Below are 19,505 nucleotides of genomic sequence, written 5' to 3' on the forward strand. Positions count from 1 at the left end.
GATTTATATGAATTTGACTATATAGCGACCATGACTCAAAGGACACTGGTATGTCTGATTCAGATCTTATTAAAGAAAACGAGATGGAAGCGCGGCGAGTATTCCGCTTATACTCGCGCAAAGTGTTTTTGGCACCCAACAACCGTCACTTTCATGAACAACGCATCAATGCGGCGCTACTATTGACCGAGAGAGAGCCGCTGCAAGGTGCTGTTGCAGACTTCTTTTATGGCTGCTGGTATGACATTCCTTATGATGTGAATAACTTGTTCATTCGTGTCAAAGATCGCCTGTATCCTCATATTCAACAAGGGTTTCGCGACTGTATCGACAAAAAAACATATATTCAACGCAATAGTATGCTTGCGACCCGCTGGAGTGTATTGATATCGCCGTCTCTCAATGAGCAAAATCAGCGGTTGCGTATCAGTAGCGATGATGCCAAGGAAATCTCCAAAGAAATCACAGCCGAGCTAATGCAAGCACGTACTAATGAGGATTGGGGTACGATTGAGCAAGTCGAAAACGAGTTCTTTGCACACTGTATCGCTCGCAATGATCGCCTTGCTTTCTCATTAGTGTGGTTTCGCTTGGGCAAAAGCGACTGGCAATTCGATGCGCGTTGGAACAACTGTCAGCAGCACCTTGATCAAACTATAGTCAAATCCATATAAATTTGCTACATCGTCATCCTCGCTAAGCATACTAATGTATAACTTACACTCGGTTTCCTTGTCTCAAAACTATTTGAATTCAACTATATGAAAACCTAATTTATCGCCACTCTATAACCTTCATCATAATGGTAGCTGCTATGTCTTCTTATTTAAATGCTGATAAAACGTATCTGACTCTAACCCCAGCCGGTATTTTTGAGGCATTTTCACAAGGTGAGCCCACTGAGGAGCAGCTATCACTACAAGACTTGTTATCCTATGCGCAGACGTTACTCGCTGCCGACTGGCTTGAACGCTACTCTGATGAATGGCTGCAAAATTTCATAGAACAAGGTTGGATTGAGAAACTGTCTCTTCTGTTACCAGCGCCCAACCTGCCACTCGATCAGTTTTTACCTTATGTGGTTGCCAGCTTATCGGGCAAACGCCGTGCTGCTATTGGCTCTGACGAAGGGTTTTGCTTGGCACGTATTGGCTACAGTCAAGAAGAAGCGGATATGCTCAGTGTCGCGGCAGCTGATTTTTCAGGGTTTATGCTACGACAAAAGCAACGTGGATGGGCCGTAGAAAGCCAAGCGATCTCTTTCTTTCAGCAGGTCGATCTGCTCATTCCTGAGACCAGTTTTGTATTCTTATGGATTGATGGTTCAGGCTATGTGCTCATTATCGATGGCGAACCTCTGACCAATAGTCGCGCCTTTGTAGAGCTGGTATGGGCACTCAAAACCTCTGGATTGAGATTTCTTAACTAAGGAGGTTTCCTAACTAGGGAAATTTCTTAACTAGAGCGCGTCCTCATATTTAGCGCATCCTACATTACCTATGTTTTCTACTCTTATTCTAGAACTGCTATTTCGTAATGCTCACATAGTAATAAAAATATACTGAGAACACATTCACGACCTCTGCTCCGGAGTAATCTTATACAAAACGTGCTCAGCGAGTGGATGATTAGAATCAAGCATTGGATGATAAAAGTTTTGTTGTGTATTTATCATACCAATGCGCTGCATGATAAGTTGCGAGTGCTCGTTAATCACTGCAGTAAAGGCAACAACTTCATCGAGTGCTAATGTGTCAAATGCAAAATTTAATGAAGCCCGTGCCGCCTCCGTTGCATAACCTTGTCCCCAATAATCTTTGTGTAATCGCCAAGCAATCTCAACAGCAGGCGCAAATGACATATCAGCATGCGCTTGATTTAAGCCAACCATACCGATAAAGGTATCTGTCTCTTTTAGACTGACCACCCAAAACCCCCAACCTTTATCTTTAATAAGCTGCGAGCATTTATTGGCTATCACATCACTCAACTTTGGCGATAACGGCTTGGGAAAGTACTTCATTACTTCAAGATCGGCATTCATTTCAGCGAATATCGCAAAATCACTTGTTCGCCATTGTCTAAGGTACAGCCGTTCTGTTTCTATCATGTTGGTGGTTGGGCTCTCTCATCAGGGCGTATTGAATATTCACATAGAGGCGATATAGCCAAGCCAGAATAAAAGTAGTACATACAGTCATCATGTTCTACTGACCCTACTAGTTCTACTGGCCCTACTAATATAGTATCGTGTGTCCATTTTATTCAGGATTAACCACATCTTTTCATGAGGCTGTCGTGATGCTTAAGCTTTTGTGATAGCTCAAGCTTTTGTAATAATGCTCTCTTCATCAAAGCGTGATTTTGGCAACTCAGCGTTAAAGTCATCCTGACTACGATAGCCAAGCGATACGACCGCAACAGCCGTATAGCCTTTGCTACGTAAATCAAACTCTTCATCAAGTGCTTTCAAATCCGCCCCTTCCATCGGCACAGCATCAATACCTAAAGTCGCAGCTCCGAGTAGCAAAGCGCCCATATTGAGATATAGCTGCTCTATCAACCAGTGTGGCTCGTCTTTTTGCTCATAACGGCGAATATCCAAAAACATCTTACGCACTTGGTGCATCTGCTCTTTAAATTTTGGTTCCGCAAAACGGCCATCAGCGTCTTCTTTGTCTAGTATTTCATTCAAAAACTCGTCATCAGCACAGACACGACTACAGAATACGATGACATGTGAGGCATCTTTTACTTTTGCCGTATTAAATTCATACATGCCATCCGTGCCTTTAGCGATTCGAGCTTTACCAGCTTCATCATCAGCAATCACAAAATGCCAAGGTTGGATATTAGTGCTCGAAGGACTGAGACGCAAGATATCTTTTAGACTCTGAAAATCTTCTGCTGAGATTGTTTTGTTGGTATCAAATGCTTTTGTGCTGTAACGCCAGTTCATCGCTTCAGTAATATTTTTCATTTGTGCATCCTGTATGGAATATTAAGTTTTTATTATTTATTAAAGACTTGGTGTTAGCATGGGTTATAAGTCACGACTACCCATGTCGGCAAAGCTACTGTAGAGAAAAACCCATTTCATGGCCATGACAGATTGGTTAAATATTCATACGTTTTGTTATCAGAGGTTGATTTTTGACTGCCTTATCGCAAAAAAGCAGCTATGAATAATAGCAATCCAGTGAGCAAACGAGTCACTCAGAGCGCATTGTATTCACCTGATTATGCTTTGAATGTTCATTAACGCTTGATATTTAAAGCATGATTATTACTAAGGCTTCTTGGTCGACAACTATCTCTAAGCAGACACATTTAGATGAGATATATGAGCAATTAGAAGCCTTAAATAAAATACAAATAACAATCCCTGCGAGGAAATATGAGCACATCAGAAAAACCACTCCGAATAGACATCGTCTCAGACGTCGTCTGCCCTTGGTGCGTCATTGGCTATCGTCAATTGGCAGCAGCACTTGAGCAAACCAACACGGCCCACACTATCCATTGGCACCCGTTTGAGCTAAACCCAAACATGCCAAGCGAGGGTCAAAACCTACGTGAGCACATCATCGAAAAGTATGGCTCTACCAAGCAAGAGTCAGATGCCAGCCGAGTCAGAATGACTGAAGCTGGACAGGAAGTTGGCTTTGAGTTTAATTTCAATGATGACACGCGCATGCACAACACCTTTGATTTACATCAGCTGCTACATTTCGCTGATCAGAAAGGAAGCATGCATGAGTTAAAACAAGCATTGTTTGCCGCGCATTTCACCAACAACAGAGATATTTCAGATATCAACGTGCTTGCTGATATTGCAGCAGAGACTGGACTTGATCGTAGTGAAGCGCTAGCAATATTAGAGGGTCAGCTCTTTGCGAAAGAAGTGCGAACAGAAGAGCAGCATTGGCAACAACAAGGCATTCAAAGTGTACCGGCAATCATTTTTAATGAGCGTCATCTTGTTAGCGGTGCTCAAGGAGTCGAAAACTACGTCAGTATATTAGAGCAATTGGCTGATATGACTGAGTAAACGGGTCTGTAACCATACATATAAAATGATGATGTTATAAACATTAAAAAAGGCCGCTTCGAAATCGAAGCGGCCTTTTTATTTTTAATAACCGTATTTTCAGAGCAAAATCTAACGTTACTGTCAGATACTGCTCTTGCACAATATTTTTTAGAAATGTATCACTGTACGAATACTCTCACCTTTATGCATCAAGTCAAACGCTTCGTTGATGTCTTCTAATGGCATGGTATGGGTAATGAAGTCTTGTAGTGGGATTTCACCAGCTAAGTAACGCTCAACGTAGCCTGGTAATTCTGAACGACCTTTTACGCCGCCAAACGCTGATCCACGCCAGACTCGACCAGTCACCAATTGGAATGGACGGGTTGAGATTTCTTGTCCGGCACCAGCGACGCCAATAATGACCGACTCGCCCCAGCCTTTGTGGCAGCACTCTAGCGCCGAACGCATTATATCGACGTTACCGATACATTCAAATGAGTAATCAACACCGCCATCGGTCAATTCAACGATGACTTCCTGAATTGGCTTGTCATAATCTTTCGGATTGATGCAGTCAGTGGCGCCTAACTTTTTGGCCAATTCAAACTTGCTTTCGTTGATATCAATCGCAATGATACGACTGGCTTTTGCCATCGCAGCACCAATCACTGCTGACAGACCAATACCACCAAGACCAAAGATAGCAACGGTAGCGCCCTCTTCAACTTTGGCAGTATTCATCACTGCGCCCATACCGGTAGTCACGCCGCAACCAAGCAAACAAACTTCTTCTAACGGTGCTTCTTTGTTGACCTTGGCCAAAGAAATCTCTGGCAAGACCGTATATTCAGAGAAGGTTGAGCAGCCCATATAATGATAGATTGGTTCGCCATCTTTATAAAAGCGCGTGGTGCCATCTGGCATTAAGCCTTTACCTTGGGTTTCACGTACCGCTGAGCATAGATTGGTTTTGCCTGACGTACACATTTTACAAACGCCACACTCTGCGGTGTATAACGGAATGACATGGTCGCCAACTTGGACACTGGTCACGCCTTCGCCGATTTGCTCAACGATACCACCACCTTCATGACCCAAAATCGCAGGGAACACACCTTCTGGATCTTCACCAGAGAGCGTAAACGCATCGGTATGACAAACACCACTGGCGACGATTTTGACCAATACTTCGCCTTTACGTGGCAGCATGACATCCACTTCTTCGATAGATAGTGGCTGGTTTGGCCCCCACGCGATGGCGGCTTTTGATTTAATAAATTTATCTGACATAAGAATTTCTCTTTTTAATTCGTTATTATTTACAGCCTATTAGATGCAGGCCAATATTTTTGGGATACTCATTCGAAAATGATTACAATCAGCTAGATTACAACCAACTATTTGAGTAGATGATTACCATTATAGTTATTTCTAGGGTGATAACAATATGCTATATTTGCAAATATCTTTTACATATTGGTAATAATTATGCGCTGGGATGGTGTTAGCGAGTTCGTTTACGTCGCAGAATACGAGAGTTTTACGCGTGCCGCCAAAGAATTAGGTATCTCAACGGCACAAGTAAGCCGGCAAATAAGCGCGTTGGAAAAGCGTCTTAATATTAAACTCCTCTATCGTACAACACGCAAAGTATCATTAACAGAAGAAGGTCGCGTGTTCTATCAGCATTGCCGTAGTGTGCTCGATGGCTTGGATGCTGCTGAGCAGGCTGTCAGTAATTTGCAATCAAAACCGCAAGGCAGGATCAAACTGACCGCCCCTGTCACTTATGGCGAACAACAATTGCTACCGTTGGTCAATGACTTTATGATGCAATATAGCGATATCGAAGTGACAGCTTTTTTGAGTAATCAAAAGATCGATTTGATTGAAGGTGGTTACGACTTAGCGATTCGTATCGGCAAATTAAGCGACTCCACGATGATGGCAAAAAAACTCAGTCATCGCACCAACTTTGTCTGCGCGGCACCCTCTTATCTTAATAAATATGGCACACCGCACGCTTTGAGCGAGCTGAGTCAACATAACTGCTTACTTGGCACGCGTGACTACTGGCACTTTATAGATACTGACCCGCGTGCTAGTAAGGATGCAGGTAAAGAAAGGAATTTGCGCGTTTCTGGGAGCATTCAATATAATAGTGGTCATAGCCTAGTTGATGCTGCCCTAAAAGGCTTGGGCATCGTCCAGCTGCCAGATTATTATGTGCAAAAACATCTAGCGTCTGGGGAGCTGATAAGCTTGTTGGATGACTATAGAGAACCTGAAGAAAGTATTTGGGCCATTTATCCGCACAACCGCCAGTTATCACCAAAAATTAGGCTGTTAGTAGACTATCTAGCAGAGCACTTGGCTTAGTAATTGATTAAGGCAGGTTGCAATGCGGCTCTTTACTATGCAGCGTTTATTACGCACAATATTATGATGCATAATAAATATGTGATGCTACAAACTATTACGGATAACTGACCACCATAAAAAGGATTACTTATGATTAAAATTGTCTCTATCGCCGCTCTGGCTTTGACCATGGCCTCTTGCGCCAGTGTTGAAAACATTTTACATTCACCAAGCGACACGCGCTCGGTGACAACAACGATGACTGCTACCAATGCCGAAAAAGGCTTGATAACCATGCAAAGTCATCACTCTGTCCAAGAGACTGCTGATAAACTGGCCGCCATTATCGAAAGTAAAGGCATGAAAGTATTTGCGCGCGTCGATCATCAAAAAAATGCACAAGGTGTCGATTTAACCTTAAGACCAACACAAGTTATTATGTTTGGTAACCCGAAAGCTGGTACGCCATTGATGCAGTGTGAGCAAAGCGTCGCTATCGATTTGCCACAAAAAATCCTCATCAGTGAAGATGCAGATAAAAAAGTATGGCTATCGTATAACGATCCTCAATACTTAAAAACCCGTCATAATATTAAAGGTTGTGACACCGTCATTGATAACATCTCAAAAGCCCTAAATGGCGTCAGTACAGCAGCAGTGGCAAAGTAACCGTCAAAAAAACTAAGCAAAAAAAGGTGAGTTAGCGAAAGCATAACCCACCTTTTTATTTGTTCATGCATTAGGGCATGTCCTCAATTCAAACTATCGGACTCTGCTATTTGTGCATGTAACTCTACTTTTAACTTTTTAGCACACTCGATAATTTTTCTGCGATCAGCAGGAATAGCGCCGTACTCAATCGCGGTTTCTCGCATTTGTACGGTAACATCATAATGCGGATAACTGGCATTACGGTGAAACAAACGCTCATCTAATTCAATGAACGCCGCAAACTCATGCAGCTCTTGCAACGTATCGGCCAGCATGTGGCACCACTTATAACCTTTAAATTCTATCTGCATAAAATCTACATATATTGCCATATAACTGGCTCCTTAATACGTTCTACATATCTGGATAAAACCACCGTTAGCCGGCATCAGCGATAGGAAATACCCTGTCATAAATCCAGTTATACACAAAAGCATATACCAAATAGAATGTCGCCATGGCAATATCCATTTTAAACGCTTCCCACAGACTAATATCCAAATACCAAGCAATCGCTGGCAAGAACAACACTAGCAGACCACCTTCAAATAGCGTAGCATGTAGCACTCGTATGGGAACGGTCTTTTTGACCTCACCACGTAGTTTAAGCATGGCATTATCAAATAAGACATTATAAAAATAATTCCACACGGTCGCGACAATAGAGCCAGCGAACGCTATCACACCCATCGAGTGCAGCTCAAAACCAAACACCCAACTTGCCAGTGGTGCGAAAATAAGTAGCCCAATGATTTCAAATGCTAAAGCATGCCGAATACGATCCTTAGTGCTACGCATTATTTGTTCCAAACCTATCTATCATTTACCTATTCGCTATCGCTAATAAGTGCTACTGGCTAAATGGACTTACAACAATTCGTGTAAGTTTTTCTTTAGCTGCTTAAGCACTTTCTGGTACTCATTATCATTAATTTCAACAGTGCTTAAGCGCCCATAGCGTAGATGACGATAGTCTTGTTTGATTTGGGTGATTTTATCCTGAATAACTTTAGGGTGATCACTGTCTGTTAATTGACTGGTATTGCTCGCATCAGTGTCATTTGAGGCACTAGAATCAATGGCCATCGCTAAGCGCTCAAGCCACGCCAACTGACCCTCATCATCAGTACGAGCCAGTGACTTATCTTGCTTACCTATACGCTTCGACAACTGAGCAAGTGGTAAATCTACTGGGTGCCAGCGTTTACGGCGACGTTGCCAAATGATAAACACCAAAATAACCATGACCGTAATGGCACTCGCGGCTAGCCAAATAATTTGTTGCGTGATGGAGCTGATGTTGAACCATTTGAATAGTGAGTCTGCTTGTTTGTCTTGGTCGTAGCCAACGACATCTTTTTGCCAATAGTAGCTCGCTTGGTCTGAGAGACGACGTAAGGTTTGTAGCATTTGATATTGTTGATAGTCAATCTGTGCACCAGCGCCATCACCAAACATCGCAGCGCCTTGTGACTGCGTCATCGCATCCATCCCCTGCTCGACGCGCTCGGGTGCTACAAAAGCAGTCGGATCGACACGTACCCAACCTTGACCCTCAAGCCAAACCTCAGTCCACGCATGTGCATCCATTTGCCGGACTTCCCAAACATTACCACCACGGCTCGGCTCACCACCTTGATAGCCTGCGACGACTCTGGCAGGGATACCTGCCGCCCGCATCATAAAAGTAAAACTTGAAGAGTAATGCTCACAGAACCCCGCCTTGGTCTCAAACAAAAACTCGTCAATACGATTGTTATTCAAGCGTGGCGGCGATAACGTATAGCGAAAATCTGTTTGATTAATCCAGTGCTCGATAGCTGCTATATAGCGCGTAGGGTCTGAGCCTGACTGCGAAAAAAGCTGCTGAGCCAATGCTCTTGCTTTCGGATTCCCATCATTTGGTAGTGCAAGATTCATCCGCCGCGACTCATCCGTAAGGATAGGATCGATACTCATCGGTGAAAACTGCAATACGTCATAGCGCAGCTGCTGAGTGACAGGCTCGTCTTTTAATAACGTGAAATCTGAAGTAATGCTGACATCTTGTTGCTGAGCAAAAGGATAATCGAGACCAAATAGCCAGTTTTGCTGAGTAGGCTCTAAGATTATTTGATAGTTATTTGGTGCAACTTGTGCCTCTTCGGGAATGGTAGCAAACGCATTGTCAATCCAAGCAGGACGTTGCTCTGAAGGTTGCCACTGTCGTTGTTGAGGGTTACGACGCCACGTGACGCCATCAAAATCGCTAAATACCAATCCGCGCCAATAAAGCTGCTGCTGTGGTGGACGGTTATTTTCAAACTCTACCCGAAATGCCAACTCCGTTGATTGTCCTAAGTTAGCAAAGTCACCAGGTGACATGCTGTCGGAGACGCCCGTGGTCGCTTGCTGACCTGATAGCTGTACCGACCATAGCGGTGGTAGCCTAGGGAAAAATAGAAATAGCACCACCAATAATGGCAGCGCACCAATGCCTAATACACCTAAAGTGCGCAGGCGACCATCACCCCGATCATTGCCATCATCGTTTAGCGCAATAAATGTCAGTAATACAATAACTGCCCCAATCACCACCTCTAAAGTCGTAAGCAGCCCTTGATCCATCAAAAACAGTGCTGCCAACACAAATAGCGATAAATTCAATACCACATAGGCGTCACGACGCTTGTACAATTCCCAGAGCTTACTGATGAGACATAGCACTAAAAATGCCACGCCCATATCTAGCCCAAATGCCGTGTTGTAGGTCAACCACAATCCCAAAAGACCCAATAAGAAGCCCAGCATTTGCATGCCTTGATAGACACGCTTTAAATGAGATATCTTTTGGAATCGAGCCTTTACACGGGGCAGCTGGGCGATAATACTCACCACAGCAAAGCCTATGAGCCATAATGGTAAATGGGCGGCATGCGGCAAAATAACAATAACTTGCGCAATTATTATCCAATAATACGCTGGTAGTGCCAGTAGCTTGCGATACCATTTAGCGTTACTGCCTGACTTAGCGCCACTACCTAATGCAACATGAGTGGTAAGATGTTGACCCAACGCCAACTGCTCAAAGCTTGCAGATTTGATAGAGTCTGCTGTAAAGGTACTGTTAGATGCTTCTACATCTTTACTCGAAGACAAGCGCTTAGAATTAATCATGGTGCTTTTGCCAACCTTAGCAAGCAATCTTGCGCAAATTCATCACCTTCACCCATTGTTGTAACAAAGGGGCTATCATTAGGTAAGCACATATTGAATGGCACACCTAGCTGACCCAACGTCATCGCGCCATACGCCAATTGTGATAGCTTTTGTTCATGTTGTGCAGCAGGCATATCGGCATAGTCTAGTGTCTGCTCATGACCAATAGGGTCAGCGAAGTGCTTGGTAAGCATTCCTTGACCGCGAGCTACATGCCCCCAAGAGACACGTGCCAGTGACTCACCTTCTATGTAGTTATCGAGCCGTTCAAAGTCATCTTGGCCTTGGCGATACTGCCCACCTGTTGGCAAATCCTCTGAGCTTGCAATGGCGTACTGCGTTTCCCAATCGAATGCTTCAGGTTTCGGATATACCCATGCTGTACGGGCAAAATAGACATAAGACCATGCTTTCATAATACCCAAAGGATAAACTGTTTTTATTCTGAGACGTGGTAATTCGAACTGCCCACGGGTATTGGTCTGGACAGGTAACCGAATGATTTGCTCATCATGCAACCTTGTGACCAAGACAGAGCTTGGAATGTCCACGCTACTCTTGACCTTATTATCCACATCCTCAAAGCCAAATAACAGCTGCCGTCTGGGTTGACGGCTCTCACTACGTAGTTGCAAGGTAACCCAGACTGGAGCACCTGCTTCTGCCATGGTGACTTCTAATAAATGCACTTTCAACCCTGAGATATGGGCAAAGGTCACATGAAAACTGATAAGCCAAATGCTGATGAGATAAAAACATAATCCCAACACCAGATTATTGCCATAATTGATACCAGCGATAAAGGTGATGATCAACAACACTGCAAACAGCATACCTTCGCGGCTAAAAAAGATATATACGTTGCGCAAATTCAGCGTAGCACTATCACTTTTGGGTGCACGCGAGGCAAACCAGCGGCTTAGTTTTGACTTGATTGGTACGGTTAAGGCTTTTGGCAAAAGACTCATGACTACCCTATCCTTACCATAGAATTGATAATATCGTCGGTATTGGACGACAGTTTTGACAACAGATGCCTTTCGAGTATTTACTTAGAAAGAACACAATGTTTGTTAAGTGAGAAACTTCCAATAGCCTTTGATTAATTGATTAATTCATTGATAAATAACTCAACTACTAAAGCCTATAATCAATTAACTAACTTTTACTTAGACAGCTTTTACTCAAAAGGCATTTAGATAATGACTGGCACTTCTGCCAAAATACGTTGTGCGATAGTCTTCGTCATTAGTCCACTCGTCACATGCGCCGGTACAAAGCGTTGACCGAGACGATGATCCGTGACTGCTGCAAACACGGCTTGAACATCTTCAGGGGTCATCTCCATGTGCCCTGACACATAGGCATGAGCCTGTGCGGCACGTTGTAGCGACAGTACTCCACGCGGTGATAACCCATGATATTCTTGGCTTGCTCGTGTTTTTGCGACCAGTCTTTGTATGTAATCCAAGACCACATCTGCGACATAAACCTGCTTGACCCCTTGCTGTGCTAACAACACAGCCTCGGTATCAAGCACAGCATCTAAACCTTTCAATAACTCACGACGATCCTGACCTTTTAGCAGCTCACGCTCAGCAGCTGGTGAGGGATAACCCAACGATAGACATAGTAAGAACCTATCGAGCTGCGATTCAGGAAGCGGATATACACCAGCTTGCTGCAATGGATTCTGGGTTGCAATCACAAAAAATGGCTGAGGCAAACGATAGGTCTGACCGTCCTGTGTCACTTGTCGCTCTTCCATGGCTTCGAGTAGCGCACTTTGTGTTTTAGGACTGGAACGATTAATCTCATCAGCGAGCAAGAGCTGAGTAAAAATAGGACCCGGACGAAATTCAAATTTTAGTTTGCTTTGGTCATAGATGCTCATACCCAAGATATCTGCAGGTAGCATATCGTTGGTGAACTGAACTCGACTAAAACTTAGCCCCAATAACTGTGCTAGTCCTTGAGCCAAGGTAGTCTTACCCATGCCGGGCAAATCTTGTAACAGTAAGTGCCCACCCGCCAGTATGCCGCTAAGTGCCAGCTTCACCACTTGAGGTTTGTCCAATACAATCTGATTCAGTTGTCTCATTAACTGCGTAATTTTTTGCTGATTAGCGGCGTAGTCGGTGGTTACAATTGTCATAGTGAATCATCGGCTCATTTTTTATGGAAATAATGGGGCATATTGAACATTCAGTCATAGGATTGAGATAAACATTATTTGGTCAGTACAAGGTAAGAGTCATGTCGTTAGATAAGTCTCAATTTATGGACTCGAATACAGGCTTTCATTATAAATGAGAAGCTACTTTTCTTCGCTTTCAACGACTGGCACTGACTCACGGAGAGTTGATAGATAGGCAATCACATCAGCACGCTCTTTGGCATCTGGCATCGGATTTGACAACATCTTTGAGTCTGTCATGACTTTTTGCGCGTCAGCAATATAAGGATCGAGCGTCTCAGCATCCCATACCCATTCTGATTGCTTTAACCCTTTACTATAGGTGTAATCTTTTAGCTGAGCAGCGTGGGCACCATAGATATTCATCAGCTGTGGACCTTTTTTATTGAGTCCAGCATTCAGCTGATGACATTGCCCACAGGCATCTTGATAAATAATAGCACCGTTATCTGCATCACCGTCAGTATATAGCGGCAATGTCACAGGAGCACGGTGATCAGGTGGCGTACGATCGCAAGCACTGAGTAATAAAATAGCGGCAAGCAGACTGCTCATTTGATATTTACGAGTGTTAGGCATTTTGGCAATCTTTGAGTAGAGAGTGTCAGCCATGTATGAACGACATATATAATGAGACCATGTTAAGAAACACAGAGTACTATTAATTGCCACGTATACATAGCTGCTTATAGAAATACAGTACTATTTATGAGAGATATACTTATAAATAATACTTGAATGACGGATATGAAGAAAAATATTATGTAGTGCTTAGGTCGCAACTTTCATTATTTTTCTAGGCTCTTCCAAATAATAGCCTTGCAGGTAGCGTGCACCTACGCTCCAAGCGACAGACATGGTCGCGGCATCTTCAATATAAGGCATCAACACATCAACGTTGACTTCGTTAGTACGTATGATGAGTGATTTGACCGTTTCCAAATTTTCTGCCGAATCAATATCTTCTACGTAGCTACGGGGTAGCCGTACCATATCTGGCTGCACAAAACTGGCAATTTCTATGGATTTGGCAGAAGAGCCAAAGTTATTAATGCCCATCTGACAACCGGCTTGACTAAGCGCTGCAAACTGAGTCTTCGCGACCGTCAAATGATCTGCAATGTCTTTTTCATTAAATTGTAAGGTAAGCACGCCTGCTGCACCGCCCACGGCTTTTATCAGCTGGCTAGCCACGCTAGACAGTTTTTTATCTATTAATGAAGCACTCGTCAATTGCACTAGCAGCTTAGCTTCAGGATGTGTTTTACGTACATCGTTTACTTTTCTACAGGCATTAATCAATACCCAGCGATCCATCTTTTCGAGCAGCTTATGTTTTTTGGCGACTGCCATAAACTGGTCAGGTGTCAGCACTGTGTTCTCAGCATCTGACAATGGCAGGCGTAAATATACTTCAAAGAAGTCGCTGCGATCGTTATTAATATCATATATTGGCTGGAATGTTAGCTCAAAACGATTATTGGTAATAGCCTCAATTAATGATTCAGCCAGCGCATGATCATCACTATTAGCATGTTCACTTGGATCGTATAAATGATAAGTGGCCCCGTTATTGGCGGTTTCCATCATAATCTGGTTGATAGCGTCCATCGCACGCTCAAGCAATACGCTTGGCTCTGCTGTATTTTTTTCGATTTTGACGATACCGATACTAACCGTGGTACTAGTCGTGCGTTTATCCACTTCAATGAGCATACCATTAATACGCGAGCCGATTTGCTCAGCCAGCGTTTTAAGCTCTGCTGTTGTTTTGTCTTCTACAAGTAGGGTAAAAGCCGTATCACTAAAACGGCTTACATGCCCATCTACTACTAGCTCATCTAACGCATAAGCGACCTGCTTGACAGTTGCATCTAGTCCTTGCAAGCCTAAACTGCTTCGAATCTTACCAATATTATCGAGTTGGACATATAACAATCCTGCCGTCAGCTCTCCTTGGCGGGCTTGCTGATATATTACTGCCATTTTCTCTTCAAAGCCGCGTCGATTGTTAATACCTGTCAAGCTGTCTTTACATTCAGCCGCTGCCAAACGTTTGGCCACCTCAGCGCTGTTACTGTTGTTTTGTTGGATGATAACCTGAGTAACTGGCTCACCCTCTAGGGTCGCAGCTGCCAGTTGTAGTTTTGCTTCAAAAGTACTCCCATCCGTCCGTAGACTTTCAAACTTAAACTCTACTTCTTGACGGTTTCCTTTCGCGAATTGACGTAAGAATTGCTTGAAGCCCTTAACGTTATCACCGCCTGCAATCAGATCAATAATAGGCACACCGATGGCATCATTCATCGATGCAAACCCAAAAAGCTGAAGATAAGGGTCATTGGCGAAGATATGAATGCCTTGGTCTATGTAAGCCACTGCACTTTTAGAGTTTTTGATTAATACATTAGCACGCTGCTCTGCTTCAGAGAGTACATGACGCAATGTTTTTAGCTCGCGGCGACTACGCAGATTATCATGTTGTAAACAGATAGACATCACAACGGCCATTTCTTCGTCTACTTTAAGCGCCTTGACCATTGTACCGCTAATAATATTGGGCAGCCCTTCATTATTATGGGCGGTCGCTACCATCTCCTCATTTAATAAGCAGATCATAGGTAGGTCAATGTTTTGTTCTTGGACGATACCTACTACATCCGTAAAATTCATATCGTAAGCATTACCAAATACCAAGACATCCCATGGCTGCCGCAGCAATTTTAATAATTCTTCTTTATCATCTAAAAACCCTAAATTCACACTGTCATAATAACAGCCTAATAAGTGCACAAGACGTTCAGCATAGAGCTGATCATCATCGATGACTAATAGATTTAAGATAGATTGAGTACGCATAATAAGCCTTTTAAACTTTGTGATCTTATTTTTATATGTTGCTGTCAATACCCTACATCTGTTCCGGAGATCAACCTAGCACAGAATGCACTATGGGGAATAGGCTTGGCTATCTTTATGATACTGGCATGCTTTTACGATTAAGATAATATACTTTTTAGCCAAAGATATTTTATAAGAAATAGCAATAATATCGAACATTATAGACAATAATTTTAATGATTGCTGACTAACTTATCATTATCTAACGTGCTGATCTACTTTAATTATTGAAGCCGAAATCAAGTAAACAAAGTCTATTCAATTCTGTATTTACATTACTATTTTTCTATTTTTGACAATCCTTTCAAAAGGCTACAACTGCACCACTTCATACTGACTAAATTCATCCGTAATTAGTAGCCGCTTCCCCAAACGTAACAAAGTTTGTTTGGTGTTGATACGCATGATGACCCTGTCATCTGTCTGGAAGTAAGACGTTGGTACTATCAGAGTTCCCGTGGTTTGCAGATGCTCTTCCCGACCAAGGATGAATGCTGGTACAAAATGTTGACTGCGCGTTGCTGTGCCTTCTAAACGCAGACCACAAGCCACTAATTGATGTCCCAATATTTGCCAATCAACCTCTGGATTTTCAATATCAAGGCTCAGCCAGCGCACGACACCAAGTGACCAATCGGGCGGTGTGATGGTGTCAGCACGACAGACTAACAGAAGACTCATAACATGTAATGGCGGTGGTGCTGTCATAGCGACATCATCGTCAGTAGTCACTGCCTCTATACTCTCTTTACCATGGTTTTCTTCTAAACTTTCTTCATCTATCTTGATTACTTTATCTAATAATTTCAGTGTGCGAAATAGTGATAAATCATCATTACGGTCGAATATTTCATTGGCTAGTATATCGCTATCATTTTGTTTTTTACTAACGGTATCGTAACGAGGTTGATGCTCATCTGGCAATTCATTTTTAGCAATCAAGCTTGCAAAACTTTGTGAATGACCCACGCAGTAATGGATTTTATTAAAACCAGTCACCAAAACAGCCTCTTTTTCTGTATAGCGTTTCGGTGCTACCGATAGTGGCAACTTTAGATAACGATAACGAATCGTCGCTGCTATGTTTTGGAGTAAGTAACTCTCTAACCCTGCATTGCCGTCCCTAACTAATGCTTGGCTACGCGAGTTAAAATACTCGAGCATTGGATCCAACTCTATAAATAAGCAGTGATAGCGATCTTCGTATGGATTGATTATAGAATTGGCAGTGAGATAAGAAGGCGGCTTATTACTTTGTAAATCTACGTATATCCGAGTATCAGTTTGTGGTTCTATCGTCGCAATAATATGCTCAGCCCATACCGGTAACAAACGTTGTACTAGCAAGATATTAGGACGACGCATAGCACGTACGTTTAGTAAGCTGTGTAAACAAATTTGACAGTACAAGCGATGTATATTATCCGCACGTTGGACATCAATCACTTTACTTAAATCAATCTCAGTGGCATGATATTGATAGGCAAGATAGTAAAGCTGATTGATTTTGGCCCATAAATAAGGAGAGGGTTTTTGATAGCAAAGCGCTTCTGCAAACAGGAGTCTTTGATACATCATCAACGTCTGATAGATAACGATAGCAATTGTCAGTGATGAAGACTTGTCACCATTGAAATAACGTTGCCAACCATTACTTGCCGTGTATTTATGCTGACTGTTTAATAGCGATATTCTATGCCGTATAACTCTGTCATAGACCATAATGATGAGATAATACAGTGACTTTATCTGATTCACATAACCCAATTGAACGCTATTAAACCCTTTTGGCTCATAAATACAATGCTGCCGCAATGCAGCAATTAATTTGTCTGAGGCACCTATCACAGTAGCCATTAACTTAAGACGTTGCTGCTCATCTATATTAGCCACGCGCAATACCGTCAGTATTTTTTCTAGCTGCTCAACCTGCTGTACCTGCGTTTGCGAAGGCAAATTTGCCAACAGCTTGAGCAAGTAACTCTCTTGACCATTTGCCGCTCGAATCGATAATGGCGGTAGTGGCTCTGTAGACGATAAATACTCTTGAAACGTCGATAAAGTTATCATCATTTTTCCTAGTAACTCTGAGTAACTTAGTAAAAGGCAACTATCTAGCCATACCACTTATAATAATAAAATAATGCAAAGTAACCACTACTCTCAAAAATTGACAGGATAAGATTTTAGCAGTCATAAAGACATCCAATACCTATTTGTCAGCATGCAAACCTTCAAATAAAACACTCTTTGTTTACTATTTTTTAATACCCTATAGTGCCTACATTAATTTACATTGTAAATGTTAATTGGCACCTTAAAAGGTTTGTTCGGTAGCTCTCTTACTAATTTTGGTACAAGATAGCCTGGTAATGCGGCCAGTAATGACCAGTAAAGCTCGATTGACGACCGCTCGTCTTTATCAAAATGTGCGGCGCCAGCGACCTTGTCTAATACATGCAAGTAATAAGGTAATACACCACATGAGAACAAACGTTGACTTAATTGTGTTTGAGTCTCAACACTATCATTAATTCTTTTTAATAAAACCGCTTGGTTTAGTAAAGTCACGCCAGCGGACCTCGCACGTTGCAAATATTCGGACGTTAAGGTATCTATCTCATTCGCATGATTGCAGTGAATCACCATGACAATATGGCAGCGACTTTGAGATAATCTAGCCAGCAATGCATCATCTAGACGTGCTGGAATGACCAAGGGTAAGCGAGTATGCAGTCGAATCGTGGTCAGTTGCGGGAGCGACTCTAGCGTATCCAGCCATGCAAACAAACGCCTGTTTGTCACATTCAATGGATCACCACCACTCAAAATCACCTCATTGACTTCTGGATGCTCAGTAATATAACGAATGATATTTTCTTTTGCATCGGCCGTTGGCATATTAGCGCTGTAATCAAAATGCTGACGAAAGCAATAACGGCAATGAATAGCACAAGCACCTGTAATGGTCAGCAATACTCTCGACTGGTATTTGTGAAGCATGCCCTTTACTGGGTTTTGAGCATTCTCGTGTAAGGGGTCAGCCACATAGCCCGTTACCTTGATTTGCTCTTGTTGATCTGGCAATACTTGCTTCAATAAAGGGTCATTACTATCCCCAACGGTCATTTTTGCCACAAAACCCCGTGGTACCCGCAGCTCAAAATGCTTAGGCACATAGACACTGGTACGTAGGGATTCGAGCTGCAAAATACTTAATAGCTCATCAATAGAAGTAATGGCCTCGGATAATTGCGTTTGCCAGTTTTTTTGTGTGATTAAATGGTTTATCATGACAGCCTATTACCTGTGCCCAAAAGCCGATATTATACGCTCTTAGAGTGTGCCCTATCAAAGTATACCAACTGCTCGCTCTACACTAGGCTTAATAGCAGGTTTTTTACCGTAAGCCCCAACCCCTTATTATTTATCATCATATTTACCATCCCTAGGAGTCTCTTGTGGCAAATTTTTCTACTAATGAATTTAAAGCTGGTCTAAAAGTTATGCTAGATGGCAACCCTTGTTCTATTCTTGAGAATGAGTTTGTCAAACCAGGTAAAGGCCAAGCCTTTAACCGCGTCAAACTACGCAATCTTCGTAGCGGTAAAGTGTTGGAACAGACATTTAAATCAGGTGACAGCTTAGAAGCTGCTGATGTGATGGATACTGAAATGAACTATCTGTATAACGATGGCGAGTTTTGGCATTTTATGGATCCAGAAAGCTTTGAGCAGATCCAAGCTGATAAAACAGCGATGGGCGACTCAATACAGTGGCTAAAAGAAAACAGCAATGCATCATGTACCATTACTTTATTCAACGGTGCACCTCTATCAGTAACACCGCCTAACTTCGTTGAGCTACAGATCACTGAAACGGATCCTGGTGTGCGTGGTGATACATCAGGTGGTGGTGGTAAACCAGCTAAGCTAGAGACAGGCGCTGTCGTACGTGTACCTCTATTTGTACAGCAAGGTGAAGTCGTACGTGTCGATACTCGTACTGGTGACTATCAAACTCGCGTTAACTAATAACACGTAAAAATAATATGCAATCTATATTATTTTGAGTATGTCATAAAAAAGCTGAATCTCTCAT

Annotated in this window: 18 protein-coding genes; 6 read left to right on the forward strand and 12 right to left on the reverse strand. The window is 42.7% G+C overall.

Annotated elements, in window-relative coordinates; translation table 11 throughout:
* Positions 1-50: 50 nt before the first annotated feature.
* Both AAEY75_RS07680 and AAEY75_RS07685 read left to right on the forward strand, forming a co-directional pair.
* On the forward strand, positions 51-674 hold the full coding sequence (locus AAEY75_RS07680) for a hypothetical protein (RefSeq protein WP_352259277.1): 624 nt from the start codon (positions 51-53) through the stop codon (positions 672-674).
* Positions 675-814: 140 nt separating this feature from the next.
* Positions 815-1,429, forward strand: coding sequence for a hypothetical protein (locus tag AAEY75_RS07685; RefSeq protein WP_197216660.1), 615 nt, complete (start codon positions 815-817; stop codon positions 1,427-1,429).
* 144 nt (positions 1,430-1,573) lie between these two features.
* On the opposite strand, the gene AAEY75_RS07690 is transcribed toward AAEY75_RS07685, so the two are convergent.
* Positions 1,574-2,110, reverse strand: a complete 537-nt coding sequence (locus tag AAEY75_RS07690) for a GNAT family N-acetyltransferase (RefSeq protein WP_352259278.1) — start codon at positions 2,108-2,110, stop codon at positions 1,574-1,576.
* 213 nt (positions 2,111-2,323) lie between these two features.
* The gene (gene nfsB, locus AAEY75_RS07695; RefSeq protein WP_352259279.1) at positions 2,324-2,980 is read right to left on the reverse strand and encodes an oxygen-insensitive NAD(P)H nitroreductase; all 657 of its coding nucleotides are present in this window, start codon (positions 2,978-2,980) and stop codon (positions 2,324-2,326) included.
* A gap of 417 nt (positions 2,981-3,397) precedes the next feature.
* Here nfsB and AAEY75_RS07700 point away from each other — a divergent pair, with 417 nt between their 5' ends.
* On the forward strand, positions 3,398-4,051 hold the full coding sequence (locus tag AAEY75_RS07700; protein ID WP_352259280.1) for a DsbA family oxidoreductase: 654 nt from the start codon (positions 3,398-3,400) through the stop codon (positions 4,049-4,051).
* Positions 4,052-4,201: 150 nt separating this feature from the next.
* Here AAEY75_RS07700 and AAEY75_RS07705 read toward each other — a convergent pair whose 3' ends face one another.
* On the reverse strand, positions 4,202-5,326 hold the full coding sequence (locus tag AAEY75_RS07705; protein ID WP_110923210.1) for an S-(hydroxymethyl)glutathione dehydrogenase/class III alcohol dehydrogenase: 1,125 nt from the start codon (positions 5,324-5,326) through the stop codon (positions 4,202-4,204).
* A 198-nt stretch (positions 5,327-5,524) separates the two neighbouring features.
* On the opposite strand from AAEY75_RS07705, the gene AAEY75_RS07710 reads away from it, so the two are divergent.
* Positions 5,525-6,415, forward strand: coding sequence for a LysR family transcriptional regulator (locus tag AAEY75_RS07710; protein WP_352259281.1), 891 nt, complete (start codon positions 5,525-5,527; stop codon positions 6,413-6,415).
* Positions 6,416-6,547: 132 nt separating this feature from the next.
* Positions 6,548-7,066: a DUF302 domain-containing protein gene (locus AAEY75_RS07715; RefSeq protein WP_352259282.1), complete on the forward strand. Its 519-nt coding sequence runs from the start codon at positions 6,548-6,550 to the stop codon at positions 7,064-7,066.
* An 83-nt stretch (positions 7,067-7,149) separates the two neighbouring features.
* Here the strand turns inward: AAEY75_RS07715 and AAEY75_RS07720 are convergent, their stop codons facing one another.
* From AAEY75_RS07720 to epmB, 9 genes are all read right to left on the reverse strand, one after another.
* Positions 7,150-7,440 (reverse strand): DUF4031 domain-containing protein, encoded by a 291-nt coding sequence (locus tag AAEY75_RS07720; RefSeq protein ID WP_352259283.1) that lies wholly within the window; start codon positions 7,438-7,440, stop codon positions 7,150-7,152.
* A gap of 46 nt (positions 7,441-7,486) precedes the next feature.
* Positions 7,487-7,906, reverse strand: coding sequence for a PACE efflux transporter (locus AAEY75_RS07725; RefSeq protein ID WP_352259284.1), 420 nt, complete (start codon positions 7,904-7,906; stop codon positions 7,487-7,489).
* A gap of 69 nt (positions 7,907-7,975) precedes the next feature.
* Positions 7,976-10,264 (reverse strand): transglutaminase TgpA family protein, encoded by a 2,289-nt coding sequence (locus AAEY75_RS07730; protein WP_352259285.1) that lies wholly within the window; start codon positions 10,262-10,264, stop codon positions 7,976-7,978.
* Positions 10,261-11,274, reverse strand: a complete 1,014-nt coding sequence (locus AAEY75_RS07735) for a DUF58 domain-containing protein (protein WP_352259286.1) — start codon at positions 11,272-11,274, stop codon at positions 10,261-10,263. Before AAEY75_RS07735 ends, AAEY75_RS07730 begins: the two co-directional genes overlap by 4 nt.
* Before the next feature lie 227 nt (positions 11,275-11,501).
* Positions 11,502-12,461, reverse strand: coding sequence for an AAA family ATPase (locus tag AAEY75_RS07740; protein ID WP_352259287.1), 960 nt, complete (start codon positions 12,459-12,461; stop codon positions 11,502-11,504).
* 162 nt (positions 12,462-12,623) lie between these two features.
* Positions 12,624-13,082, reverse strand: coding sequence for a c-type cytochrome (locus AAEY75_RS07745; protein ID WP_352259288.1), 459 nt, complete (start codon positions 13,080-13,082; stop codon positions 12,624-12,626).
* 192 nt (positions 13,083-13,274) lie between these two features.
* A complete protein-coding gene (locus tag AAEY75_RS07750) occupies positions 13,275-15,362 on the reverse strand; it encodes an EAL domain-containing protein (RefSeq protein ID WP_352259289.1) in 2,088 nt (695 codons plus the stop codon).
* Positions 15,363-15,716: 354 nt separating this feature from the next.
* Positions 15,717-17,474: a cyclic-di-GMP receptor FimW-related protein gene (locus AAEY75_RS07755; RefSeq protein ID WP_197216635.1), complete on the reverse strand. Its 1,758-nt coding sequence runs from the start codon at positions 17,472-17,474 to the stop codon at positions 15,717-15,719.
* 216 nt (positions 17,475-17,690) lie between these two features.
* Complete coding sequence (gene epmB, locus AAEY75_RS07760; RefSeq protein WP_197216633.1) at positions 17,691-18,698, reverse strand: EF-P beta-lysylation protein EpmB; 1,008 nt, start codon at positions 18,696-18,698, stop codon at positions 17,691-17,693.
* 167 nt (positions 18,699-18,865) lie between these two features.
* On the opposite strand from epmB, the gene efp reads away from it, so the two are divergent.
* Positions 18,866-19,438 (forward strand): elongation factor P, encoded by a 573-nt coding sequence (gene efp, locus AAEY75_RS07765; RefSeq protein WP_110923222.1) that lies wholly within the window; start codon positions 18,866-18,868, stop codon positions 19,436-19,438.
* Positions 19,439-19,505: the final 67 nt, after the last annotated feature.

The sequence above is a fragment of the Psychrobacter sp. TB55-MNA-CIBAN-0194 genome (genome assembly GCF_040309505.1).
In the GTDB taxonomy this organism is placed as follows: Bacteria; Pseudomonadota; Gammaproteobacteria; order Pseudomonadales; family Moraxellaceae; genus Psychrobacter; species Psychrobacter fozii.